Origin of the sequence: Corynebacterium glaucum, from assembly GCF_002287505.1 — a bacterium.
Lineage (GTDB): Bacteria > Actinomycetota > Actinomycetes > Mycobacteriales > Mycobacteriaceae > Corynebacterium > Corynebacterium glaucum.
Genome location: NZ_CP019688.1, coordinates 1640386 through 1665284 on the forward strand (window position 1 = coordinate 1640386; position 24899 = coordinate 1665284).

Annotated in this window: 24 protein-coding genes; 8 read left to right on the top strand and 16 right to left on the bottom strand. The window is 64.5% G+C overall.

Features of this window, described 5'->3' with window-relative positions; genetic code table 11:
• Positions 1-14: 14 nt before the first annotated feature.
• The 6 genes from CGLAU_RS07990 to gdhA form a co-directional block, all read right to left on the bottom strand.
• Positions 15-362: a type II toxin-antitoxin system RelE/ParE family toxin gene (locus CGLAU_RS07990; protein WP_157731295.1), complete on the bottom strand. Its 348-nt coding sequence runs from the start codon at positions 360-362 to the stop codon at positions 15-17.
• A 43-nt stretch (positions 363-405) separates the two neighbouring features.
• Positions 406-1227, bottom strand: coding sequence for a bifunctional DNA-formamidopyrimidine glycosylase/DNA-(apurinic or apyrimidinic site) lyase (mutM, locus tag CGLAU_RS07995; RefSeq protein WP_095660237.1), 822 nt, complete (start codon positions 1225-1227; stop codon positions 406-408).
• A complete protein-coding gene (rnc, locus tag CGLAU_RS08000; RefSeq protein ID WP_095660238.1) occupies positions 1227-1997 on the bottom strand; it encodes a ribonuclease III in 771 nt (256 codons plus the stop codon). The genes mutM and rnc overlap by 1 nt, the downstream gene beginning before the upstream one ends.
• Entirely contained in the window at positions 1994-2530 is a 537-nt protein-coding gene (locus tag CGLAU_RS08005) for a YceD family protein (RefSeq protein WP_095660239.1), read from the bottom strand. Before CGLAU_RS08005 ends, rnc begins: the two co-directional genes overlap by 4 nt.
• A gap of 78 nt (positions 2531-2608) precedes the next feature.
• Positions 2609-3439 carry a DivIVA domain-containing protein gene (locus CGLAU_RS08010; RefSeq protein WP_095660240.1) on the bottom strand — a complete coding sequence of 277 codons (831 nt, stop codon included), beginning with the start codon at positions 3437-3439 and terminating at the stop codon, positions 2609-2611.
• Between the two features lie 59 nt (positions 3440-3498).
• Positions 3499-4845 carry an NADP-specific glutamate dehydrogenase gene (gdhA, locus tag CGLAU_RS08015; protein ID WP_095660241.1) on the bottom strand — a complete coding sequence of 449 codons (1347 nt, stop codon included), beginning with the start codon at positions 4843-4845 and terminating at the stop codon, positions 3499-3501.
• 218 nt (positions 4846-5063) lie between these two features.
• Here gdhA and CGLAU_RS08020 point away from each other — a divergent pair, with 218 nt between their 5' ends.
• Complete coding sequence (locus CGLAU_RS08020) at positions 5064-6269, top strand: glycerate kinase (RefSeq protein ID WP_095660242.1); 1206 nt, start codon at positions 5064-5066, stop codon at positions 6267-6269.
• Here CGLAU_RS08020 and CGLAU_RS08025 read toward each other — a convergent pair.
• Positions 6239-6637: a hypothetical protein gene (locus tag CGLAU_RS08025; protein WP_095660243.1), complete on the bottom strand. Its 399-nt coding sequence runs from the start codon at positions 6635-6637 to the stop codon at positions 6239-6241. The two genes, CGLAU_RS08020 and CGLAU_RS08025, sit on opposite strands and share 31 nt — an antisense overlap.
• A 44-nt stretch (positions 6638-6681) precedes the next feature.
• Between CGLAU_RS08025 and CGLAU_RS08030 the strand changes: the two genes are divergently transcribed.
• From CGLAU_RS08030 to CGLAU_RS08060, 7 genes are all read left to right on the top strand, one after another.
• Positions 6682-8028, top strand: a complete 1347-nt coding sequence (locus CGLAU_RS08030; protein ID WP_198304875.1) for a DUF4921 family protein — start codon at positions 6682-6684, stop codon at positions 8026-8028.
• Positions 8025-9260: an amidohydrolase gene (locus tag CGLAU_RS08035; protein ID WP_095660245.1), complete on the top strand. Its 1236-nt coding sequence runs from the start codon at positions 8025-8027 to the stop codon at positions 9258-9260. The genes CGLAU_RS08030 and CGLAU_RS08035 overlap by 4 nt, the downstream gene beginning before the upstream one ends.
• A gap of 64 nt (positions 9261-9324) precedes the next feature.
• Positions 9325-11742 (top strand): glycogen/starch/alpha-glucan phosphorylase, encoded by a 2418-nt coding sequence (locus CGLAU_RS08040; protein ID WP_095660246.1) that lies wholly within the window; start codon positions 9325-9327, stop codon positions 11740-11742.
• Between the two features lie 3 nt (positions 11743-11745).
• A complete protein-coding gene (locus tag CGLAU_RS08045; protein WP_095660247.1) occupies positions 11746-12216 on the top strand; it encodes a nucleoside deaminase in 471 nt (156 codons plus the stop codon).
• 35 nt (positions 12217-12251) lie between these two features.
• The gene (locus tag CGLAU_RS08050) at positions 12252-13019 is read left to right on the top strand and encodes a hypothetical protein (RefSeq protein WP_095660248.1); all 768 of its coding nucleotides are present in this window, start codon (positions 12252-12254) and stop codon (positions 13017-13019) included.
• Between the two features lie 29 nt (positions 13020-13048).
• Positions 13049-14947, top strand: coding sequence for a chorismate-binding protein (locus CGLAU_RS08055; RefSeq protein WP_095661124.1), 1899 nt, complete (start codon positions 13049-13051; stop codon positions 14945-14947).
• Complete coding sequence (locus CGLAU_RS08060; protein ID WP_095660249.1) at positions 14940-15695, top strand: aminotransferase class IV; 756 nt, start codon at positions 14940-14942, stop codon at positions 15693-15695. Before CGLAU_RS08055 ends, CGLAU_RS08060 begins: the two co-directional genes overlap by 8 nt.
• On the opposite strand, the gene CGLAU_RS08065 is transcribed toward CGLAU_RS08060, so the two are convergent.
• The 9 genes from CGLAU_RS08065 to CGLAU_RS08105 form a co-directional block, all read right to left on the bottom strand.
• Positions 15685-16206, bottom strand: coding sequence for a hypothetical protein (locus tag CGLAU_RS08065; RefSeq protein WP_157731297.1), 522 nt, complete (start codon positions 16204-16206; stop codon positions 15685-15687). The two genes, CGLAU_RS08060 and CGLAU_RS08065, sit on opposite strands and share 11 nt — an antisense overlap.
• An 81-nt stretch (positions 16207-16287) precedes the next feature.
• On the bottom strand, positions 16288-18711 hold the full coding sequence (locus CGLAU_RS08070) for an excinuclease ABC subunit UvrA (RefSeq protein ID WP_095660251.1): 2424 nt from the start codon (positions 18709-18711) through the stop codon (positions 16288-16290).
• 113 nt (positions 18712-18824) lie between these two features.
• The gene (pyk, locus tag CGLAU_RS08075; RefSeq protein WP_095660252.1) at positions 18825-20252 is read right to left on the bottom strand and encodes a pyruvate kinase; all 1428 of its coding nucleotides are present in this window, start codon (positions 20250-20252) and stop codon (positions 18825-18827) included.
• 72 nt (positions 20253-20324) lie between these two features.
• Positions 20325-21320: a prolipoprotein diacylglyceryl transferase gene (gene lgt, locus CGLAU_RS08080; protein ID WP_095661125.1), complete on the bottom strand. Its 996-nt coding sequence runs from the start codon at positions 21318-21320 to the stop codon at positions 20325-20327.
• Positions 21321-21375: 55 nt separating this feature from the next.
• Positions 21376-22194: an indole-3-glycerol phosphate synthase TrpC gene (locus tag CGLAU_RS08085; RefSeq protein WP_095660253.1), complete on the bottom strand. Its 819-nt coding sequence runs from the start codon at positions 22192-22194 to the stop codon at positions 21376-21378.
• A 74-nt stretch (positions 22195-22268) separates the two neighbouring features.
• On the bottom strand, positions 22269-22934 hold the full coding sequence (locus CGLAU_RS08090; protein ID WP_232507083.1) for a TIGR02234 family membrane protein: 666 nt from the start codon (positions 22932-22934) through the stop codon (positions 22269-22271).
• Positions 22931-23284 carry a phosphoribosyl-AMP cyclohydrolase gene (gene hisI, locus CGLAU_RS08095; protein ID WP_095660254.1) on the bottom strand — a complete coding sequence of 118 codons (354 nt, stop codon included), beginning with the start codon at positions 23282-23284 and terminating at the stop codon, positions 22931-22933. Before hisI ends, CGLAU_RS08090 begins: the two co-directional genes overlap by 4 nt.
• Complete coding sequence (hisF, locus tag CGLAU_RS08100; RefSeq protein ID WP_095660255.1) at positions 23285-24058, bottom strand: imidazole glycerol phosphate synthase subunit HisF; 774 nt, start codon at positions 24056-24058, stop codon at positions 23285-23287.
• Positions 24059-24092: 34 nt separating this feature from the next.
• Positions 24093-24899, bottom strand: coding sequence for an inositol monophosphatase family protein (locus CGLAU_RS08105; RefSeq protein WP_095660256.1), 807 nt, complete (start codon positions 24897-24899; stop codon positions 24093-24095).

The window sequence follows — 24899 nt, forward strand, 5'->3', positions numbered from 1 at the left end:
GGTCTACAACGCAATTACTCCTTACGGGCTTTCCACGTCTTGCTCCGCTCCACCGCCTTGTCGATCTCCATCATCGGCGTCTTTTGCGTGTTCTTGTAGAAGCAAGAGAGGATGATGATGTGCACTGGCGAGTCCTGGATTGCCATCGCGCGGTAGTGGTTGTTGCCAACCTGCGCCCTTATCTCAAAAATGTCATCGCGGATGGATCTCAAATCCCCGCTTCGGGACTTACCTCGCTTGAGCCGGTTGATTTTCTCAAGCAACGCCGCTTGCCCCTGCTTGTCTAGTGACTGCAGTTCTTTCTTGCTCACCGGCATGGCATCGCCGCCCAGCGCGAACCAGCGGACCTGCATTCGCGTCATTGCCCCTCCTTCAACCTTGCGATATGCCATTAAGGGTACGTTGTCACCGAACCTGGCACACTCGACAGAAGTAACTGGAGCGCTGCCCCACCACGACCCGTTCAATCGGCGTGCCACAGCGAGCGCAAGGTTTACCGGCCTGGCCGTACGCGTTCAAGGAGCGCGAGAAGTACCCGGAAGCACCGTTGACGTTCACGTACAAAGAATCGAAGCTCGTCCCACCTTCCTCCAGCGAGCGTGCCATCACGGCCTTCGACGCATCGAGCACCGCGACCGCGTCGCGTTGGCGCATCGTGCGGGCTGTGCGCCACGGTTTCAGCCTCGCCGCCCACATCGCCTCATCCGCGTAGATGGAGCCGATACCTGAGACCACCTCTTGGTTGAGCAACACCGACTTCAGCGGGGAGCGCTTTGCGCGCATTGCTCGAGCCACCGCGTCCGCATCGAAGGCCGCCTCAAAAGGATCCGGTGCGATGTGGGAGATCGTCTCGGGGATGCCGTCGATAAGCGAAGCGTACTGCCATACCCCGAACGTGCGCTGGTCAACAAAGTCGAGCTCCCTATCCCCCATGAGTGCGCGAATGCGCAGGTGGGGGCTTTGGAGGAAGCCCAGCTGGCCGACGAGCATTTGGCCGCTCATGCGCAGGTGGACGACCAGCGCGTTGCCGTCGGAAAGGGTCAGCCACATGAATTTGCCGCGCCGGCCGGTGCCGGTGACAGTGAGTCCGGGCAGCACTTCGGTGAGGTCGACCGCGTTGCCGCGCACCGCGCGCGGGTGCAGCACTTCAACGGAGTCGAAGGTGCGGCCGACGACGTGGGTGTCCAAGCCGCGGCGCACCACCTCAACCTCTGGAAGTTCAGGCATTACTGCTGGGCCCCGAGCACTGCCTCAGCCGTGTGGTCGCGCAGGAACAGCACCGCCTGATGCGCCGCCTCTTGCTCCGCGAGCTTCTTGTTCGGGCCGGTTCCAGTGCCGCGAACCACGCCGTCCACCAGGACTTCTGCGGTGAAGATCTGGTTGTGGTCCGGGCCTTCGGCCTCCGCGCGGTACTCAGCGACCGGCAGCTTCAGCTCCGCTAGGCGTACCTGCAGCGTGGTCTTCCAATCCTGGTGCTTTGTGGTCGCGGTGGCGCTGCGCAGCTTGGCGTCGAAAAGCGTGAGCACTACCTTGCGCGCAGTTTCAAAGCCATGCTCGAGGTAGATTGCGCCGAGCAGCGCCTCGGTGGTGTCGGCGAGGATCGACTCCTTCTCGCGGCCGCCGGTGAGCTCTTCACCGCGGCCGATGAGCATGTGCGGGCCGAGGTCGATCTCCCGGGCGATGTCCGCGAGCCCGTAGCGCGACACGATCGCTGCGCGCATCGGCGAAAGCTCCGACTCCGGGCGCGATGGGTAGAGCTCGAAGAGCTTGTGCGCCACCGACAGTCCGAGCACCGCGTCGCCGACGAACTCGAGGCGCTCGTTGTTCGGCAGGTGGTTGTGCTCGTTGGCGAATGAGCGGTGCGTGAGCGCGAGCTTGAGCATCTCCGGCGAGATCTGTGCGCCTACAGCCGTGAGCAGCGGCGCGTGATCGACTGCGTCGTATGCCTGCTGCCACGCGTCGTCGTCACTGATCCGCTTCTTGCGGGCGCGGCTCACAGAAACTTCTCCAGGCCAGCCCAGCGCGGGTCCACCCGGTCCTGCTGCTCCCCCGAAACCCCGTCCGGAGACGGCACGTCGGTGTCGCCCTCGCACTCCGGCTCGCAGGTCGGGTTGAACGGCAGGTTTAGACCAGCCTCGTCGACAAAGGCCTGCTCCAGGTCCACCTTGTCATCCACCACGCGCATGATCTCGTCGCCGGAGCCGCGATCCTCATCGGCCTCGTCATCGCCGGAGATGAATGCATCAGACGCGGAGAACACCTGCTCCACGCGCAGGGTGTGCTCCGGGGTGAGCTCCTTCAGGCAGCGCACGCACTGACCGGTCAGCTGCGCGGTCGCAGTCGCATCCACCATGACACCGCTTCCGAGCGGGATGATGGTCGCTTCGACCTCGACCTCTTGGCCTTCTTCGATGGCGATCATTGCTGGCCCGATTCGCGAGGGCGAAGGGCCGGTCTGGGTGACGGTAATGGGCAGACCGTCGCCGTTCATAGCCTCGGCGACGTTGATGATGAACGGATTTCCAGACATAACAATCCCTAACCCTACAGTCTGTGGCGTCCACCGCCGACTTCGTTCGCCAACGGCGATTACAGGCCGAACACCGGCTTAGTAGTCCTCTGAGTAACCGTCAGCAGGCGCCTGCTCGGTGCGCGGGCGGCGGCGCGGGGTGCGCTCGATTCGCTCGCCCCGGTCCATCCGCTCACCACGGTCACCGCGGCGCTCGTAGCCGCCCTCAGGACGCTGCACGCCGGACGCGCCCGCACCGCGGCGCAGCGCGGAGCGATCAGAGGAAACGGTGCGAAGCACCGAGGAGAGCGACTCCTCGAACTCCGCGAGCTTCGCATCCACGTAGTCGTCGCACTCCGCACGCAGGCGGGCGGACTCGGTGTGCGCCTGCTCCACCAGACGGTGCGCCTCCTCGTCCGCGCGGCGCATCACCTCAGATTCGGAGATCAAGCGCTCCTGCTGCGCAAGACCTTCGTCCACGCTGCGCTGGTACTCCTGGTTACCCGACTCGACCAGGCGCTCCGCCTCCTGACGCGCGCGGCCCACAGTCACGTCGGCCTCCTCGCGGGCGCGGCCAACCATGTTGTTCGCGTCTTCCTCCGCGTTGGACACCAACATGGTGGCCTGGGACTGCGCATCCGTCAGCATGGTTTCGGACTGCGCATGCGCGTCATCCATCAAGCGACGCGACTCGTCCTCCGCGTCCATCACCAGCACGTCCGCGCGCTCCTGCGCACCACGCAGAATCTCGTCCTGCTTATCCAGCACGTCCTGGGCATCGTCGAGTTCTTCCGGAATGGCGTTGCGCAGATCGTCGAGAAGCACGAGCATCTCGTTGCGCGGCACCATGCAGTTCGAGGTCATGGGCACGCCGTACGCCTGCTCCACGGTCTGGACGAGTTCATCGAGGGCTTCGAATACGCGGTACATGGCACTCAGCGTACGGCGCAAAAAGAGCTTTTCGCTTTACGACGCGACCCCCGCCGCGCCTAGATCACACCCTGCGCGAGCATCGCGTCCGCAACCTTCTTGAAGCCCGCGATGTTCGCGCCGACAATGTAGTCACCCTCGTGGCCGTACTCGGCAGCGGTCTCGGCCGAGAGCTTGAAGATGTTGCTCATGATGCCGTGGAGGCGCTGGTCGGTGTAGTCGAACGTCCACGAGTCGCGGGAAGCGTTCTGCTGCATCTCAAGCGCGGAGGTGGCCACGCCGCCGGCGTTGGCCGCCTTGCCCGGGCCGAAGTTGATCTTGTTGCTACGGAAGATCTCCACAGCCTCCGGGGTGGACGGCATGTTCGCGCCCTCAGCGACGTAGCGGACACCGTTGTCCACCAGGGTGCGGGCGTGCTCAGCTTCCAGCTCGTTTTGGGTTGCGCACGGCAGCGCCACGTCTGCCTTGAGATCCCAGATGGAGCCGTCAGAGTGGAAGGTCGTGCCCTGGGCTTCTTCCACGTAGGTGGAGACGCGCTCGCGGCGCTTTTCTTTCACGTCGCGGAGCAGCTCGACGTCGACACCGTTCGGGGTCTCAACCCAGCCGGAGGAATCGGAGAAACCGACGACGGTAGCGCCGAGCTCTTGGGCCTTCTGGATGGCGTAGGTAGCGACGTTGCCGGAACCGGAGACGATCACCTTCGCACCGTCGAGGGACTCACCGTTGGCCTTCATCATTTCCTCGGTGAAGTAGACGCAGCCGAAACCGGTTGCCTCGGTGCGTGCGAGCGAGCCGCCCCACTCCAGTCCTTTGCCGGTGAGCACGCCGGACTCGTGCTGGTTGGCCAGGCGGCGGTACTGGCCGAAGAGGAAGCCGACCTCGCGGCCACCTACGCCGATGTCACCAGCCGGGACGTCGCGGTACTCACCGATGTGGCGCCACAGCTCAGTCATGAAGGACTGGCAGAAGCGCATGACCTCACCCTCGGAGCGGCCCTTGGGGTCGAAGTCGGAGCCGCCCTTGCCACCGCCGATCGGCAGGCCGGTCAAGGAGTTCTTGAAGATCTGCTCGAAGCCCAGGAACTTGATCACGCCGAGGTTCACGCTCGGGTGGAAGCGCAGACCGCCCTTGTAAGGGCCTAGCGCGGAGTTGAACTGCACGCGGAAACCGCGGTTCACGCGGACCTCGTTGTTGTCATCCATCCACGGGACGCGGAAGATGATCTGGCGCTCCGGCTCACAGAGACGCTCGATCAAGCCGTAGTCGGCGTAGTGCGGGTCCTTCTCAAGGACGATTTTCAGCGATTCAAGCACCTCAGCGACCGCCTGGTGGAACTCCGGCTCCCCAGCGTTGCGCTTCAGCAGTTTGTCGTAGTAGCCAGCAACTTCCTGGTCGATTGCGCTCATGAGCGTCTCCTCCGGAATCCATATCTATTGGGCGGCAGATTTACCACATGGCATGATACAAAACATTTCACCGCCATGCCCAGTGATGCCTGTCCCAAGCTACGTCCAGCCGTTGCGGGTTTTTGAACCGGGGGCGGAGCTCATCCCCCCCCCGCGCCGTTAAACTGGGCCGTCACACGCCTAACCGCCCCGCACGCTTTGCACTCGAGGTCACAAACATGAGTTTCACTTCCTCCCCCCGCCCAGTGAATGCCACCGACGCTGCCGATGCAGCTGGTACTGAACGTTCCACCAAGGTGGTCATCGCCCCTGACGCCTTCAAAGGCACCGCCTCCGCACAGCAGGCTGCCCAGTGGCTTGGCGAAGGCATCCGGGAAGTGATCAAGGACGCCGACATTTACCTCGCGCCGATGGCCGACGGCGGTGAAGGCACCTCGGAACTCTTCGCGGGCGAGCGCATCACCCTGCCCACCACGGACGCGGCCGGGCGCCTGACAGAGGCAAGCTACACTTACGACGCTTCGACCACCACTGCATTCATCGACGTCGCGGCCGCGTCGGGCTTGCCCGCAGTCGCCGACAACCCCGTGCCGATGACCGGAGATACGTACGGCACCGGCGTACTCATCGCCGATGCGCAGACCCGCGGCGCGACTCGCATTGCACTCGGCCTGGGCGGCTCCGCCACCATCGACGGTGGCACCGGCATCCTCGTCGCGCTTGGAGCGAACCCGATCGATGCACACGGCTACCAGCTCAAGCCGGGAGGCGGCGCACTGCGTGACATCGCGGTCCTCGACACCGCGAAGGTCAACATCCCCGCCGGCGCCGTCGACTGGCTTCTACTTGTCGACGTCGCTGCCCCCGCCACCGGCGACCACGGCGCCGCAGCGGTGTTCGGCCCGCAAAAAGGGGCCTCAGAAGAGGAGGTGCAGGTTCTCGACGAAGGGCTTGCAAAGCTTTGCGACGTCGCGGGCGTGGATCCCACTACCCCGGGCATGGGCGCCGCGGGCGGAGTTGGCATCGGCTTGACCTGGCTCTCCACCCTGCTTCATGGCGACGCCTCGCATGTGCAGATCGTGCCCGGCGCGCGCATGGTCGCGGACGCGAACGGGCTCGCAGACCAGCTGGCCGATGCAGCGCTGGTGATCACGGGCGAGGGCCGCTTCGACTCGCAGACTGCCGCTGGAAAGGTCGCGGCCACCGTCTTCGATCTCGTGGAGGAGCACAACCCGGAGGCGGTGGTCGCCGTGGCCTCAGGCGAGTTCCAGGACACGCCTCGCGAAGTTGCCAGCAACGAGGTCATCGCCGTGACGTTGCCCGACCCTTCCGAGGCAGGCGAAGCCGGCACCGCCGAGCAGCTGCGCCGCGCCGGCGCAGAGATCGCAGTCGCCTACCTGCGGACCTCGACGGTCCAGGGGTAGATCGAAGCAACCTCAAACTGGTCCTGCTGTTCGAGGGCGGCCGGGTCATTCGGCAGCGTCGCTTTCGGAGTGAGAATGCGTGACAGCCCCATTGCGAGGCGGTTGTAGCTGTCTGCGCCCTCGGCGGTGATCACGTAGCGGTGGACCTGCGCGCCGTCATCTGCCGGATCGGTACCGCGGTCCGCTTCATAGGTAGAGGTTAGCTGGGCGTGCACGGTGGCGTCGATAAGCAAGGTACCCTCCTGGACCACCGACCCAGCGGTGAGTTTGCCGCGACGAACGAGGATGTCGAGCGCTCGCTGAAAGGCCGCGCCGACTTCGGCAGCGGTGGCGGGCGGGACCAGGACGTCGAACACAATGGCTGGCATGCCTTCCAAGGCTAGCCTTCGGTGGCGCGAGTAGGGTGCAAAGCATGCCTTTGGACGTGCAATCGCCGAAACATGCCTTGACCACGATGGCTGACGGCACGATCAAACAAGTCAGCCCGTTTTCCGGAACGCAGGTGTGGACCGTGCCCGGGCGGGGCAACCGGCCGCTGTCGAACCGCGCGAAGGAACCCGAGCTCTTGGCAGAGGACGCGTTCACGCACTCGTGCAACTTCTGCGAGGCGAAGCAGCTGGCTACCCCACCGGAAAAAACCCGCACATTCCGCGGCGAAGATGGCCGGTGGCAAATCCTGCGCGACCAGATGCCGCACCAGCTTGGCGAGACTCGCGCGGAGTTCCGCCGCGTACCCAACCTGTTCGAGATCGTCTCCTACGACTACTGGGTGCAGAACTACGGCTACGAGATGCCGGAGGGCCGGCGCCGGCACATGGAGACCTACTTGGCCGACTCGGCTGGCCGCGAGCACGTGTATGAGATTGCGCGCACGCGCATGCGCGCTTCTGGTCTGGGCGAGGCAGAGAGCGAAGATGAGCTTTTGGCCCTTGCGCCCGCGTATTTCGGCGGCGGGCACGACGTGATTATCGCGCGGCGGCACTTCGTCGACGGTGCGACGGATGATTCGCAGTTGGCCAGCTCCGGCACGCTGACCCCGGACGAGCACCATGGCTTCACCGCTTTCACTATCGACGCCCTGCGTGACCTGCTCGAGGCGAACCGCTACGCGCCGTACGTGGTGGTGTTTCAGAACTGGCTCTCTGCTGCCGGTGCCTCGTTCGACCACCTGCACAAGCAGCTGGTCACAATTGATGAGCGCGGCGTGCAGGCCGAGATGGAGATTGCGAAGCTGCGCCGCAACCTCAACATGTACAACGAGTGGGGCGTGAACTACGCGTCGTATCACAACTTGGTCATCGCAGAGAACGACTATGCGGTGGTGGTTGCTGGCATTGGGCACCGCTACCCCACTACGGCGATCTACTCGAAATCCGCGACGTGTGAACCGTGGCGCCAATCGGAGGAAGAGGTGCGCGGCTTCTCCGACTTGTTGCATGCCGTGCACGCCGCGACCGGGCCCGAGGTTGCCTGCAACGAGGAGTGGCATTACCGCCCGGTGGATTTGGACGTACCGATGCCGTGGCGCGTGAACATCAAGTGGCGCCTCTCCACCGTCGCGGGGTTCGAGGGCAACACGAAGATCTACGTGAACACGCTATCCCCATTCGACGTGCGTGACCGCCTAGTAACCAACCTCTATCGGCTGCGCGATGAGGGCCGTGTTGCGGGCGATATCCGCATTGCCGCCGAGTGCACCCCCGCGCGCAACGTGCTGCTCTACAACCCGATGCTGAGTAAGGAAGGGCAAGACCGATGACCACCGTGCCGATGAACCAGCTGCTTGAGACCTACGAGATCGATGCCGCGTGGCAGCGCGAGTTTTACGAGTGGATGCACGCCAACCCGGAGCTGGCGATGCAGGAACACGAAACCCACGCCCGCATCCTGAAGGAGCTTGAGCGCTTCGACTGCGAGGTGATCGCACCGATCGGCGGCACGGGTATCTGCGCGGTGTTCACAAACGGCGACGGCCCGGTCGTGCTGCACCGCGCCGACTTCGATGCGCTCCCAGTCACCGAGGCGACCGGCGTGGACTACGCGGCAACCACCGGCACCATGCACGCCTGCGGCCACGACATTCACACCGCTGCGCTGCTCGGGGTCTGCGACTTTATGGACCACACCCGCGAGCATTGGGCTGGCACGTTCATCGCGCTGTTCCAGCCGGCAGAGGAGACCGCCGAAGGCGCTGCGGCAATGGTCGAAGACGGTTTGGTGGACCGCATTCCGCACCCGGATGTGTGTTTCGGACAGCACGTGATGCCGGGGCGCGCTGGCGAGGTCATGAGCAAACCCGGCCCGCAGTTCGCCGCGTGCGATTCGATCCGCATCACCATCCCGGGCCGCAGCGCGCACGGCTCGATGCCGCACAATTCGATCGACCCGACGTTCACCGCGGCGATGATCATCGCGCGTCTGCAGGGCATCGTCGGCCGCGAGGTCAACCCCGCCGATTTCGCAGTGGTCACCGTTGCCAGCGTGCACGCCGGCAGCACCATCAACATCATCCCGGCGGAAGCCGAGCTGGTGCTCAACTGCCGCTTCTACTCCGACAAGGTCAAGGCGAAGGTGTACGCATCCATCGAGCGGATCGTGCACGCTGAGGTCGCAGCCTCAGGAGCCGAGGGCGAGGCCACCATCGAGTTCTTCGCCCACGGGGAATTGCTCACTAACGACGAGGCGTTGTACGAGACCGTCCGCGCTCGCTTCGACGAGGCGTTCGGAGAGACTTCCGTCACCGCAGATCCGAAGACGGTCTCCGAGGACTTCCCCACCATCCCAACCGCCTTTGGCGTGCCCTACCTGTTCTGGCTGATCGGATGCACGCCGCAGGATGTGTGGGATAAGGCGGTCGCGGAGGATCGCGTTGACTTAGACGTGCCGGTAAACCACATGCCGGCATTCCTGCCGGAGTACGAGCCAACGATCCGAGCGGCGACGGATGCTGGAGTGGTGGCAGCGTTGACGCTGCTCGCTCGCGCTGAGTAAGCGCGCGTGGGTAGGTAGGCTTGGCCGGGCATTGGCTGCACAGCTTCTCCGAAAGGTTTGATGAATGGACACCCACGTACACACCCCTGAGCTGAAAGACACTCTCGCTGGCCACGTCAAGGGCTTTTCCGGCAAATCACCTTCGAACTCCACCGTGGAGAAATTCTGGACCGGCCTCTCGGCCGCAGTGGTCGAGCAGATTGCCGATAACTGGGAGGAGACCCGCAACACCTACGCCGGCGCCCGCCAGGCGGCATACTTCTCCGCTGAGTTCCTCCAGGGTCGCGCTCTGCTGAACAACCTGACCAACCTTGGCCTCGTCGAGCACGCGGAGGAAATCACTCGCGAACTCGGCCACGAGCTTTCGGACGTGCTTGAAGCTGAAAGCGACGCAGCGCTGGGCAACGGCGGCCTTGGCCGCTTGGCCGCCTGCTTCCTGGATTCCGCAGTCACCCAGGATTACCCGCTCACCGGTTACGGCCTGCTCTACCGCTACGGCTTGTTCCGCCAGGAGTTCGTGGACGGCTTCCAAAAGGAGCACCCGGACGCGTGGAAGGAAGCCTTCTACCCGTTCGTCGTCCGTCGCAACACGCAGCAGCGCTTTGTGAAGTTCGACGACATGCAGGTGCGCGCTGTTCCCTACGACATGCCGATCACCGGCTACGGCACCGACAACGTGGGCACCCTGCGCCTGTGGGACGCGCTGCCGATGCACGAGTTCGACTACGACGCGTTTAGCTCCCAGCGCTTCACCGACGCAATCCTGGAGCGCGAGGCGGTGCACGACATCACCCGTGTGCTCTACCCGAACGACTCCTCCTACGCCGGCAAGCTGCTGCGCGTTCGCCAGCAGTATTTCTTCGTGTCCGCCTCGCTGCAGGAGCTGGTGGAAAACTACGTCACCCACCACGGCGACGATCTGAGCCGTTTCCACGAGTACAACTCCATCCAGCTCAACGACACCCACCCGGTGCTGGGCATCCCCGAGCTCATGCGCATCCTGCTCGACGAGCACGACATGAGCTGGGAGGACGCCTGGAACGTCACCACCAAGACCTTCGCGTACACCAACCACACCGTGCTGCAGGAGGCACTGGAGACGTGGGAAGAGTCCATCTTCAAGCAGCTGTTCTGGCGCATTTGGGAGATCGTTCAAGAGATCGACCGCCGCTACCGCATCGACATGGAAGCCCGCGGCATCGAACCGGAGCTTGCGCACAAGTACTCCCCGGTGCACGACGGCACCGTCCACATGGCCTGGATCGCTTGCTACGCCTCGTACTCGATCAACGGTGTGGCTGCAATCCACACCGAGATCATCAAGCGCGACACCTTGGGCTACTGGCACGAGCTCGCGCCGGAGAAGTTCAACAACAAGACCAACGGTGTCACCCCGCGCCGCTGGCTGCGCATGTGCAACCCGCGCCTGAGCGAGCTGCTGGACCGTCTCGCCGGCAACGACGACTGGGTCACCGATCTGAGCAAGCTCAAGGAGCTGCGCCACTTCGCCGATGACCCGGAGGTCATGCGCGAGCTGCGCGAGATCAAGAACGCGAACAAGCGCGACTTCGCCGAGTGGATCAACGAGCGCCAGGGCGCAGAAATTGATCCGGACTCGATCTTCGACGCGCAGATCAAGCGCCTGCACGAGTACAAGCGCCAGCTGATGAACGCGCTCTACATCATCGACCTGTACTTCCGCATTAAGGAAGACGGCTACACCGATGTGCCGAAGCGCACCTTCATCTTCGGCGCCAAGGCAGCGCCCGGCTACGTCATGGCTAAGGGCATCATCAAGCTGATCAACACCGTCGCGGACTTCGTGAACAACGACCCGGAGGTTTCGAAGTACATCCACGTCGTGTTCGTGGAGAACTACAACGTCTCCCCTGCTGAGCACATCATCCCGGCCTCGGACGTCTCGGAGCAGATTTCCACCGCCGGTAAGGAAGCTTCCGGCACCTCGAACATGAAGTTCATGATGAACGGCGCTCTCACGCTGGGCACCATGGACGGCGCGAACGTCGAGATCGTCGATTCCGTCGGCGAGGAAAACGCCTACATCTTCGGCGCGCTCGAGGATGAGCTGCCGGAGCTGAAGCGCAACTACAACCCGCGCGAGGCAGCTACCGAAACGCCTGGCCTCATGCGAGCGCTCGATGCGCTTGTCGACGGCACGTTGGACGACCAGGGCACCGGCATGTTCCACGACATCCGCGAGTCCCTGCTCAACGGCTTCGGCTACGACGCCGCCGATGTCTACTACGTGCTCGGCGACTTCGCTTCCTACCGCGAGACCCGCGACCGCATGGCGCAGGAGTACTACGCCGATCCGGACCACTGGGCACGCATGTGCTGGATCAACATCTGCGAGTCCGGCCGCTTCTCCTCCGACCGCACCATCCGCGACTACGCGGAGGAGGTCTGGAAGATCCAGCCGACCCCGATCCACCCGGAGCACTCGAACACCGAGGTGAACTAACCAGTGGCCGCGTCCGCGAACCAGCACCTCGACCGAGCAATCGAGCTCGCCACCGAGTCAGCCTCGAACGATGGCGGCCCGTTTGGAGCGGTCGTGGTGACGGCAAGCGGCCGGGTCTACGAAGGGCGCAACACGGTCGTTTCATCCAACGACCCCAGCGCTCACGCAGAGATCAACGCAATTCGCGCTGCATGTGCAGCTGAATCAACCCACGACCTCTCCGGTGCCGTCCTCTACGCCTCCGCCCAGCCGTGCCCGATGTGTGCCGCCGCCATCTACTGGTCCGGTATCGCACGGGTCGAGTACGCCGCCACCGAGCAGCAGGCTGCGGCAGCCGGATTCGCCGACGCCGACATCGCCGAGTACTTGAAGGGCACCCGCGAAAGTCCGGTTCCCTTCACTCACCAGGAGCATTCGCTTAGCGACGCCCCGTTCACCGCGTTCCAGGCCAACCCCAACGCCGTCGAATATTAACCGCGGGGCGAGCGCGCCCGGGCTACGCTGCATTTGTGAAAATTTCTGAACTCGTCTCGCTCGCGCAGCGCCATGCTGGCGCAATCCTCGCTGTATTGACGGTGCTCATCGGCGTAGCGACCGCGATCGCACTCCCCACCCAGCACTCCTCGGATCGATCAGCCGAACCTGGATCCTCTATCGGTGGAGACATCGGTCATCGTCTCGGCTACGGCCTGATGAGGGGTGATCTCGACCTGCGAATGCCCAACGATTCCACTGTCGAGCTTTCCTTCACCACGGGTAACGCAAACTGCCACGAGCCGTTTACCGAATTGGAGGAGTCTGAAGAGGACGTCACTATTCGTTACGGAACTCGGTATCACAGAAGGGGCGAGATAGGTCACTGCACCAAAGAAGGCGTAGGCACCACCCAAACCGTCAACCTTTCGCGGCCGCTTGGCAAACGCCCTCTCTACATCGAAGAAGTGGGTATCGGTGGCCTCGTCGCCGCGCCGGAGGACTTCAGAGCGAACTTTGAAGTAGAAGATTTTGATTCCTCATTCCGCGTCGATCTGGAGTATGCCACCGGGAATCCGATTTGCTTCCGCCCCAAGGTCACCGTCAAGGAGACCGCGTCACGCGTCGACATCCACCTGCGCGTGGTCGATCACCCGCGCCCCAAGTACGTACAGTGCCATCCAATCACCACCGTCGGATACGAGGACGTCTTTTTCGACAAGCCGCGAGACGGTCGTCAGGTCAACGTCGTCATCGATGACTTTTCCGGTCGCACGACGGGAAGCGCACCGGCAACTCGTTAACACCCGTACGCTACGCTGCCTCTGTGACCATGCCCGAGGGTGCGACGCGTCGCCAAAAGATCCTCCTCGTTGACAACAACGACTCGTACACGTTCAACCTCGCCCACCTCATCGCGAAGGCGTCGGGCAACGAACCACTCGTCGTCGCCGCCACCGAGGTCGATGCACTCAACCTCCGAGCACGCATCACAGCCGGCGAGTTCAGCCACATCGTCATCTCCCCCGGCCCCGGCACGCCGGAGAACGACGCGGACTTCGCCGGCTCCCGCCGCGTAATCGAAGCCGCCGCCAGCATCCCGCTACTCGGCGTCTGCCTCGGCCACCAGGGCCTCGCTGCGCTCGCAGGCAGCCGCGTCACCCGCGCCCCGCAACCGCGCCACGGCTTCGTCAGCCAGATCACCCACTCCGGCGAAGGCATCTTCGCGGGCCTGCCCCAAAATTTCGACGCCGTGCGCTACCACTCGCTGCACATCACCGAAGTCCCCGGCATCACCGTCCACGCACGCAGCGAAGACGGCATCATCCAGGCCCTCAAAGTCGACGACCGACCGCACTGGGGCGTGCAGTTCCACCCGGAATCAATCCTCACCCAGCACGGTGAGCAGCTCATCAGAAACTTCCTGGGAGCACGGTGGCACATCGAGCATGTGCTTATCGACGCCCTCTTGAACCCGCAGCACACCTTCAACGCACTTCGGGCCAACGGGAACCACGCGTTTTGGCTCGACTCTGCGGATGCGCGCGGGCGGTACTCCATCATCGGCGACGCCACAGGGTCGCTCAGCCGCGTCATCCCCTACCGCCTCGGCGACGATCCGGACATTCTCACCGCGTTGGAACAGGAACTCGACGCGGGCATCGCCAACCCGCCAGACCTGCCGTTCACTGGCGGGCTCGTGGGATACCTGGGCTACGAATGCGCGCAGCTGACGCTGCCGTACACCTCGCGCCACCACGCCGAAACCCCAGACGCGTACTTCGTGCGGCCGCAGTCCTGGATCGTCATCGACCATCAAGAACACGTCGCGCACCTCTGCTGCCTGCACGAAGGCACGCCGACGGAAGAAACCGCGCGACTGCTCGCCCGGCTGGAGAGGGCGCTGGAGGGTGTGGATGATGGGTTCAAGGGGGCGTCGATAAGCAATGGCTCCTGGCGAACCGACGGTTACCTCGACCGGATCGAGCAAGCCCAGGAGAGTTTGCATGCGGGCGAGAGCTACGAGGTTTGCCTGACTGACACCTACGAGGCGGAGGCGAGCGGCGAGCTTTACCCGGCGCTGCGCGCGCACAATCCCGCGCCGTACGCCGCGCACCTGTGCTTCGGCGAGGTGGAAGTGCTGAGTGCGTCGCCGGAGCGATTCCTCACCGTGCGCGATGGGGTGGTTGAGGCGAAGCCGATTAAGGGCACGATCGCGCGGGATCAGGACCCGGCGCTTTTGACCAGCGACCCGAAGACGCGCGCGGAGAACCTAATGATCGTGGACCTGCTGCGCAACGACCTGTCGCGGGTGTGCGTGCCCGGCACGGTTGAAGTGCCGAAGCTGATGGCGGTGGAGACCTATGCCACGGTGCACCAGCTGGTGTCCACGGTGACCGGGACGCTGCGCAACGATGCTGGCCTAGTGGATCTGCTGCGCGCGGCATTTCCGCCGGGGTCGATGACGGGCGCGCCGAAGCTGCGCACCTGCGAGATCATCGACGCGCTCGAGACCGGTCCGCGTGGCGTGTACTCGGGTGCGCTGGGCTACCTCGGCTTCGACGGTCAGGCTGACTTAAGCGTGGTGATCCGCACGGCGGTGCGCACCGGTGAGAAGCTCACCGTCGGCGCGGGCGGCGCGATCGTGCTGGACTCGGATCCTGACGCAGAGCTCGCTGAGAGGAACCTGAAGGCGCAGGCAGTCCTGGGTGCGTGGTCGGGCAATGCGTAGCTACCGTTGGGCCGACGGCGGGCTCGTCGCGTGCGACTCCACCCAGGGAACGTTCACCGTCGCCGACTCTTGGCGGCACTCCCGCGGCCGCGCCCACGGCCTCGCGGAACACATCGCGCGCTTCGAAGCCACCGCCGGCCCGCTCCCCCGAGGCTTCCTCGACGCTCTGTTGGGTGTGCTCGACCCATCGCTCGAGCTCTTCCCCCGCATCGCACTCAGTCAGGGGCAATTGCTTGTCGACGTTCGCGTTGCACCCACCGCACGCACCCACACAACCCTAACGTATGTCCGCGCCGCTACCGACACCGCAGATCCCCGCACGCAGCCGCTGGTGAAAGGCCCCGACTTCCCAGCACTCGCCACATACCGGGAACGCCATCAGGTTGCGGGCACCGATGACACGGTGATCACCGACGCCGACGGCTCGCTTCTGGAGACCACCACCGGCGCGCTGGTCGCGTGGGTTGACGACGCGCTGGTTGCTCCCGACGGCGTGTGGCTGCCCAGCATCACCCTTGCGCAGGTGGCGGAGCGGGCGAGGGCGTTGGGCCTAGGCGTCGTCAAGCAAAAGCTCTCTTTGGAACTGTGTGCGAGTGCTCCGCTGTGGTTTTTGAACTCCCTGCATGGTGTGAGCCCGGTGAGCGAACTGCGCGCGGGTGAGCAAACGGTAACCCCTCCCGCGCACCCGGACGCTGCCGACTGGCAGGCCTGGTGGTGGGAGGGGTTTGAGAGTGTAACTACGGCTTAGCTACCTGGACAACCTTGCGGTCACCCAACGGTGCCTTGAGCGGCACGACCATGCTGCCTTCGAGGGCAATGGCGATGCAGGCTTCCGGCGCGTTAGGCAGGGCACCCGAGTAGAGGCGTACCTTCACCTCGGTATCGGTCTCTTCAACATCGGCGTATTGGCCGTAGCATTCCGGAGTGCCGGTGGTGTAGAAGATACGCACGGCGTTGCTACCTTCGACCTTTTCCCACTTCGACCACGCGGTCTCTTGAGCTTGCTTGATCGAGCGGTTCGGAGTGATGTCGGAGTCGCGCGATGCGGGACCGGTTCCAGTGCCAGGCTCGGTGGTTGGCGTAGTGGAGGTGACCGGAGTCGAGGTGACGGTGGTGGCGGTGGAGGACGACTTATCGGAGGAACCCGACCCAGTGCCGGCGTTCAAGCCGACAATGAGCCCAATCACGGTGAGCAGGCCGACGATGCCGGCAATGATCTGCTCGATAGGGAGCGGAAGCTGTGGAAGGCGCATACTCATGTTGTACACCGCACGAAACTATCGCACAACCCTATCAATCAGGTTTTTCTCAGGGGGATGCGACCCCCTCAGTGGCTGGAGCTACCCCGCCCGCTGCGCAAGCACCTGTCCGGTCGCGGTGTCGCACTCGGCGAGTTGTGCCGGAGTGCCTTCGGCGACCACTTGCCCGCCGTCGTTTCCGGCGCCGGGACCCATCTCGATGACGCGGTCCGCCTGCGCGATTACTGAGAGGTCGTGCTCAACTACGATCACGGTCTGGCCTGCATCGACGAGACTGTTGAGCTCCTTGACCAGCAACGCCACGTCCGCAGGGTGGAGACCGGTGGTGGGCTCGTCGAGGAGGTAGACGGTGTGACCTCGGCGCGAGTTGCGGGAGCGCTGCAACTCAGTCGCTAGCTTGATGCGCTGCGCCTCGCCGCCGGAGAGCTCCGGAGCACCTTGCCCGAGCCGCAGATACCCCAGTCCGACTGCTTGGAGGGTCTCCACAGCGCGGCGGATCCTCGGCTCGTCGGCGAACACGCCTGCGGCTTCGTCGACGGTCAGCTCGAGAACCTCGGCGATGTTCAGGCCCTCCCAGGTGACTTCGAGTGTCTCGTCGTTGTAGCGAGCACCGTGGCAATCCGGGCAGGTGGTGTAGGACCCGGGCAAGAACACCAGCTCCACCTCGATCTTGCCGGCGCCGCCGCAGGTCGGGCACTGCCCCTGCTTCACGTTGTAGGAGAACCGCGACACGCTCCACTTACGCTGCTTCGCCTCGGTGGTGTCCGCGAAGAGTTTGCGCACACCGTCGAACAGCCCCGTGTACGTGGCCAGCGTCGAGCGCGGGGTACGTCCGATCGGCTTCTGGGTGATCTGCACGACTCGGCTGACAGCGTCGAAGCCCTCGCGCTTATCGACGGCCCATCCGTTATCCCCCGCTATCGCCTCCGACTCGGCCTCGTCGTTGTCCTCATCCACGACTGCAGAGGCAGCCTCGCGCAGCACACCAGCGAGCACGGTGCTGACCAACGTGGATTTGCCGGAGCCGGACACACCGGCCACAGCGGTGAACTGCCCGAGCCCAAACTCAACGTCCAAGCCGCTGATGGAACGGGCTTCCACCCCGGAAAGCGTCAGGGTGCCGGTGGCGGAGCGTGGGGCGTCGTTCAGCGTCAAGGTACGGTTGGCCAGCGCCGTCGCGGTGGGCGCGTCGCCGGTGTAGTCGCTGGTCGGTCCGGAGTAGACAACCTCGCCGCCGCGTTCACCGGCGAGCGGGCCGACGTCGACAAGCCAGTCAGTCTGCGCAACGAGTTCCATGTCGTGCTCGACCAGGAACACCGAGTTACCGGCGTCGATGAAGCGCCGGCAGATGTCCAGCACCGCGCCACGCTCAGCTGGGTGCAGGCCGGCGGAGGGCTCGTCCAGCACGTATGCCACCCCGAACAGGCCGGAACGGAGTTGGGCGGACAGGCGGATGCGCTGCAGCTCACCCGCGGACAGTGTCGGTGCGGGACGATCCAAGCTCAGGTGTGCAAGACCCAGGTCAAGTGCAGATTGCAATGCCGGGAGGATCTGTTTGAGCAGCAGGTCCTCGGCGGAACCCGCCTGAGGCTTTTGCGCGGCAAGGGTCTCGTGAACGCGGTCCAGAGGCAGGGCGCCGAGCTCGTCGATAGGCATGCCCGCATAGGTGACCTTGAGCGCCTCGGGGTTGAGGCGCCGGCCGTTGCAGGTCTCGCACACTCGCGATTCCATGTAGGACAGCACGCGTTTGCGCAGCGTGTCGGACTGGGTTTCGGCGAGTGTATTGGTTAGATACGAGGCCACCGAGCGCCATGTGCCCTGGTAGTTTCGCTGAATCTGGTCCGCACCGCGCAGGGGTTTGACGGTGACCACGGGGCGTTCGTCGGTGAACAGGATCCACTCCCGGTCCTTTTCCGGTAGGTCCTGCCAGGGGGTGTCGAGGTCGTAGCCCAGCGTCTGCAGGATGTCGTGGAAGTTCTTGCCTGCCCAGGCTCCCGGCCACGCTTGGATTGCACCATCTTCGATGGACAGGGTCGGATCCGGCACCATGGATTGCTCCGTCGGCTCGTGCACCACGCCCGTACCCTGGCACGTCGGGCACATGCCCTCGGGTGTGTTGGGTGAAAACGAGTCGGAGTAGAGTCCCTTCGGGTTCTCGCCGGAGCGCGAGTACAGCAGGCGGATGCTGTTGGACAGCGCGGAGACGGTGCCCACCGTGGAGCGTGCTCCGCCGCCTGAGGTGGACTGCTCCAAAGCGACGGTCGGCGGGAGGCCCTCAACTGAGCCGACCTGCGGGTCCACCGCAGACCCGATGAGGCGGCGTGCGAATGGCGCTACCGATTCTAGGTAGCGCCGCTGCCCCTCCCCGTGGATGGTGCCGAATGCCAGCGAGGACTTGCCCGAGCCGGAGACTCCGGTCACCGCCACGAGCTGCCCGCGCGGGATGTCTACGTCGACGTTGCGCAGGTTGTGAAGGTGGGCATCGCGAATCTCAATGTCAGCCATGCCCACCGAGGGTAGCGCCTCCCCCCTAGAGCTCTCCCGCTAGCACGGGGTCGGGATAAGGCCGGTGCACACCTGATCCGGCCTTTTTGGGTGCTAGAACAACTCTGCTCGCACTACTGCGGGTTCCGGGTGTCCTCACCGAGCTGGTGCACGTGAATCGTGTTCGTCGTGCCGGAGACCCCTGGCGGGGTACCGGCGACAACCACCATGGTGTCGCCCGGGTTGTACTTATCCACCGCGAGCAGCTGCTCATCCACGGTGCGGATCATGTCATCTGTGGAATACACGTCCGGGCACAGGAAGGTCTCTACGCCCCACGTCACGGCCAGCTGCGAGCGCACCTGCTGCACCGGGGTGAAGACCAACAGCGGCAGATCCGGGTGCAGGCGCGCAACACGACGCGCGGTGTCACCCGAGGTGGTGAAGGTGACAATCGCCTTCGCGTTCAGGCGGGTAGCAATGTCGTTCGCGGAGTACGAGACCACGCCGCGCTTGGTGCGCGGAATGTGGTTGAGCGGCGGCACGGAGCCCATCGTCTCCGCAGAACGCACGATGCGAGCCATGGTGCGCACCACATTGTGCGGGTCCACACCCACCGAGGTCTCACCGGACAGCATCACCGCGTCCGCACCATCGAGAACCGCATTCGCCACGTCGGAAGCTTCAGCACGAGTTGGGCGGGAGTTCTCGATCATCGAGTCGAGCATTTGCGTTGCGACGATCACCGGTTTGGCGTTCTCACGCGCAATCTGAATCACACGCTTTTGCACCAGCGGCACCTGCTCAAGCGGTATCTCCACACCCAGGTCACCGCGAGCAACCATGACCGCGTCGAAAGCGAGCACGATCGACTCGAGTGCGTCGACGGCTTCCGGTTTCTCCAACTTCGCGATCACCGGAACGCGGCGGCCGACCTCGTCCATGATCTCGTGGACCAGGTCCACATCAGACGGAGAGCGCACAAAGGAGAGCGCGATCATGTCGACGCCGAGACGCAGCGCGAAGCGGAGGTCTTCCTTGTCCTTCTCGCTCAGCGCCGGAACCGAAATGTTCATGCCCGGAAGGGACACACCCTTGTTGTTGGAAACGGGCCCACCTTCGGTCACCTCGCAGACAACATCGTTGCCGTCGACTTCGAGGCAGACGAGGCCGACCTTGCCATCGTCGACAAGCAAGCGATCGCCCGGCTTCGCATCCTGGGCCAGGTTCTTGTACGTCGTGGAAACGCGTTCGTGCGTGCCCTCGACGTCGTCGACGGTGATGCGGACAACCTCCCCGGTCTCCCAAACCGTCTTGCCGTCGCCCTCAAAGCGGCCAAGACGAATCTTCGGGCCCTGCAGGTCAGCCAGGATGCCGACGGCGTGGCCGGTTTCATCCGTGGCCTCGCGCACCCAGCGGTAGTTTTGCTCGTGGTCGGGGTAGTCACCGTGGGAGAAGTTCAGACGGGCAACGTCCATGCCGTCGCGAACAAGTCCCAGAATTGCATCCTTATTGGCCACTGCCGGGCCAAGCGTACATACGATCTTTGTTCGTCTATCCACGTCGTTTAAACCTAATTCCTGTCGGCGGTTTCCACAGACCTAGCGCGGATAAAGTAGCGCAGTTACGAAGCTTTAGTCCCGCGCGTGCGGCCCGTCTTCCACTCGCCCACCATACCGATTTTCACGCTCGTGGCGCGTGGCCGAAGTGCTCCCCGTTGCCGTGGACTGCGTGCTCTCAGCCAACTCCTCTGGGTGCTGTTCCCGGTAAAAACCGGGGTCGACTTCCGCCGGGGTCTCCCTCCCCTTCGGTGCCCGAAGGAACAGAATCAGGCCCACGATGAACATGATTCCGGATACCCAAGTGTTCACCCGCAGTCCGAGGATCGTGTTCGCCTCGTCGGTGCGCATGAGCTCGATGAAGAAGCGGCCGAAGGTGTAGCCGGCGACGTACAGCCACATCACACGGCCGTGGCCGAGTCGGAACTTCTTGTCTGCCCAGATCAGCACAAAGAAGATGAGGACGTTCCAGATCAGCTCGTAGAGGAACGTCGGGTGGACGCTGGCGATCACCTCGCCGGTGGAGATACCGGTGATCGGCGCGTAGTTGCCCGCCTCGTCCACGCGGTAGTACAGATCGAGTGCCCACGGCACGTCCGTCGGTGCGCCGTAGAGCTCTTGGTTGAACCAGTTGCCCAACCGCCCGATGCCTTGCGCGAGGATCACTCCAGGCGCCAGGGCGTCAGCGAGCGGGAAGAACGGCAGCTGCTTGTAGCGCATCAGCCCCCACAGTGCGAGCGCGCCGAGCGCGACTGCACCCCAAATCCCGAGTCCTCCGGCGGAGATGTTGAACGCCTGCCAGGGGTTCTTGCCCTCGCCGAAGTACTTGTCGTAATCCGTGATCACGTGATACAACCGGCCGCCGATAATGCCGGCGGGAATGCACACGATCGCCGCGTCCAGCACGGTTTCCGGGTTGCCGCCGCGGGCTGCGTAGCGGCGCATCCCGATTCGCATCCCGACGATGATGCCTGCGATGATGCACAGCGCGTAGGCACGAATGGGCACGGGCCCGAGGTACCAGACGCCTTGCGGCGGCGACGGAATGTTGGCCAGGATCATGGTTTCCACGCCCAACAGTATGCCCTACGCCAATCTTGGCTCTCGGGCTGAGTGAGGCTCAGACCTAGCGACGAGACGGGCAGGAGGGGTGCTGGCCTGCTGCGGCCAGCTTACGAGTAGCCGCAAAAATGTCCTCGCCGCTCATGATGGCCTCAGCGGCGAGGACAGCATCGGCACCGCACGACGCGGCGTCGATCAGGTCGCGCACTCCGCGCACACCTCCGAGCGAAATCTTGATGACCTCGCTGGGTAACCCGGGCACGATTTCGGCGAAGGCGCCGCGCTGCAGATCGTTGGTGTCGAAGGTCCAGGAGTTCACCGCGACCACACTCGCCCCTGCGGCAAGCGCTCGGTCCGCTTCTTCCGGCGTGCGCACCTCCGCCATTACGACCATGCCTAGCGACTCCGCGCGGTCTAAAAGCGCGCAGAGCCTCGCTTGCTCCAAGATTCCCACCTGCAGCGGCACAGCATCCGCGCCGTAGCAGCGGGCTTCGTGGATTTGGTACGGGTCCACGATCACGTCGCGGCACACCATCGGCAGCTCGACTGCGTCGCGGGCCTCGGCCATGTCGTTGAGCGAGCCGTCGAAACGCAAGCGCTCCGTCTGGCAAGCGATGAGGTGAGCCCCACCCTCTTCGATCGCGCGGGCGACATCCGCGATGTCGCGGCGTTCCACACCGGTGGGACCATAGACCGGGGAGTTCAGCTTGATCTCGGCGATGACACTGCAGCCGTTGCGCAGTAGTGCGGCTCGGGCATCGCGGGTGGGTGCCATGGCGCGCGACCGCGCTTTGATGTCCTGGAAAGACACGAGAGCTTCACGCTTGGCGACGTCTCGCAGCACGCCGGAGACGACCTCGTTCGCCGCGCTCGGGGCAAGCATGACCACCTCGCTTCACGTGTCGGACGAACCTCTACTTAGTTTCAGGGTAGTTCGCGGGCTGCGACATCACGAAATCACCCTTTGGTATCGGTCGAGTAATCCGTCGGATCGATGTCCGCATCGAGCGCGTCCCACATCACGCGGCCCGAATCCGGCTTGGTCTCCATGTCCTCTCGGAGGTGCTCGCGGCGCACCGCCTCCTTCTCGTACTTGTTCTGTTTCGGGGCGTCGGCGCCCGGGCGCAGAGCTGCCACAATCCCGCCTGTCAGTGCGAGTAAGCACCCAAGCACCGCTACCATGGGCCCGGTGCTGGGCACGTCGACGGCGGTGATCTCCGCCCACTGCCCGATCGTGTCGCCGACGTTGGTCGAAGCGACTGCCTCGGAGCGGGAAGTCAAGATCGCATGCACGCGTTCTGGATCCGCTCCCCGGATGAGCAATTGGAGGGGCGAGATGGCAACCGCCGCGGCGGCGATGGCGCTGACGGTGCCGACGATGCGGCGGCCAAGGCGTCGTAAAGCAAACGCTCCAATCATGCCGACCAGAAGCAATAAGGCGACTGCTGTGGTCTCGAGCGACCAGTCTGCGCCTGGCAGCGAGACGGTGCCGTTGCCGCTGAGCTCATCGGTGTAGCCTGCGGAAACCCAGGTCAAGCGCGAGGCGATCCACAGCAGCGCGGCACCGAGGCCGATGAGCGCGGCGCCGGTGCGGCTCAAACCCTTGTCGACGGCCTGGGTCACGGAAGCAACACATCCTCGTCGAAGCAGGTGCGCGCGCCCGTATGGCAGGCGCCGCCGGTTTGGGTGACGGTGACAAGCAGGGTGTCGCCGTCGCAGTCGAGCGCCACTGCTTCGACGTGCTGGACGTTGCCGGAGGTCTCGCCCTTAATCCAGTACTCGTCGCGCGAACGCGAGTAGTAAGTGCCGCGGCGGGTGGCCAGGGTGTGGGCAAGGGCGTGATCGTCCATCCAGGCCATCATGAGGACCTCACCGGTGCTGGCGGCCTGCACAATTGCGGGAACGAGACCCTGGTCGTTGCGCTTGAGGCGCGCGGCGATTGCTGGGTCGAGCTTGTAGTCACCTGGCTGCATCTAGCGCACCTCGTGACCGGCGTTTGCGAGTGCCGTTTTCGCCTCGGCGATGGTGACCTCGCCGAAGTGGAAGATGGATGCGGCGAGCACCGCGTCCGCGCCCGCGTCGACGGCCGGCGGGAAGTGCTCGGCGCTGCCGGCTCCGCCGGAGGCGATGACGGGGATGGAGACCGCGTCGCGCACAAGGCGGATCAGTTCAAGGTCGAAGCCGGACTTCGTGCCGTCGCCGTCCATGGAGTTAAGCAGGATCTCGCCGACACCTAGGTCTTCGCCGGTGCGGGCCCACTCGATCGCGTCGATGCCGGCGGAACGGGTGCCGCCGTGGGTGGTCACCTCGAAGCCGCTGGGTTGCGGGGTTGCGCCTTCGGGCACGCGGCGAGCGTCGACGGAAAGGACGATGCACTGTGCTCCGAACTCGTCTGCCAGCTCGCGCAGCAGCTGCGGTCGCGAGATCGCGGCGGTGTTGACGCTGACCTTGTCCGCGCCGGCGCGCAGCAGCTCGCGGACATCGTCGGCTGAGCGCACTCCGCCGCCGACGGTGAGCGGGATGAAGACCTGCTCGGCGGTTTGGCGCACCACCTCGAGCATCGTGCCGCGCCCCTCCTTCGAGGCGGTGACATCGAGGAAGGTCAGCTCGTCTGCACCTTCCTCGCCGTAACGCTTTGCCAGCTCAACCGGATCGCCCGCGTCGCGAAGGTTCTCAAAGTTGACGCCCTTGACCACACGCCCGTTATCCACGTCCAGGCACGGAATGATTCTTACGGCGACGGCCACGGCTTACCCTTTCGGTTGCGTTCGCCCGCGCGTCTCACAAGCGCGGTTGCTGTACCTGCAACATGGTACTCAGCGCGGTTGCGTGCGCTTCCGGGGTGCCCACGATCGCGCCGGTGGAGTTGACGGTCCACGGGTTGCCCTCGGTGTCCGTGACCACCGCGCCGGCGCAGCGTGCGAGCAAGACACCCGCAGCGTTGTCCCAGATGTACGGGGAGAAGCTCACCGCCGCCTGGTAGATCCCCAACGCAACGAAGGCGAGGTCCACCCCGACCGAACCGGAGATGCGCGGACGTAAATCAGTCTCGGCCAGCGCACCGATGAGCGCAAGACGCTGCGAGGCGGGAAAACGGCGGCGGTCATCCGAGCCGACGGAGCCGATACCGACCTGCGCCGCAGCGGCAGACTCCTGCCCCACTGGCGGCAGCGCCTCACCGTTGCAGACCACCGGCCCACCAGCGACCGCGTGCACGTGGAGGTTGAGCAGCGGGATATCCGTGAAGGCCACCACCGGTTCACCGTCCAGGATCAGCGAGACCAGGATCGCACTATTCGGGTTGCCCGACGAGTAGTTGGAGGTGCCGTCGATCGGATCGAGCACCCAGCACGCATCCGGGTTGAACTCGCCGCCGCGCTCCTCGCCGTACACGCCGATGCCGGTCGCGAGTTCCAAGTCCTCGCGCAGCATCGCTTCGATCGCAAGATCCGCATCGGTGGCGAAGTCTCCCGGGCCCTTGCGCAGCGCAGGGGCCGCACCGAGTTCGGAGACAAAGTGCTCGCGCGCACGCGCCACCGCGTCGACGGCGGCACGCGTGTAGCGCTCGAGCTCTTCAGGGTGTGGCAT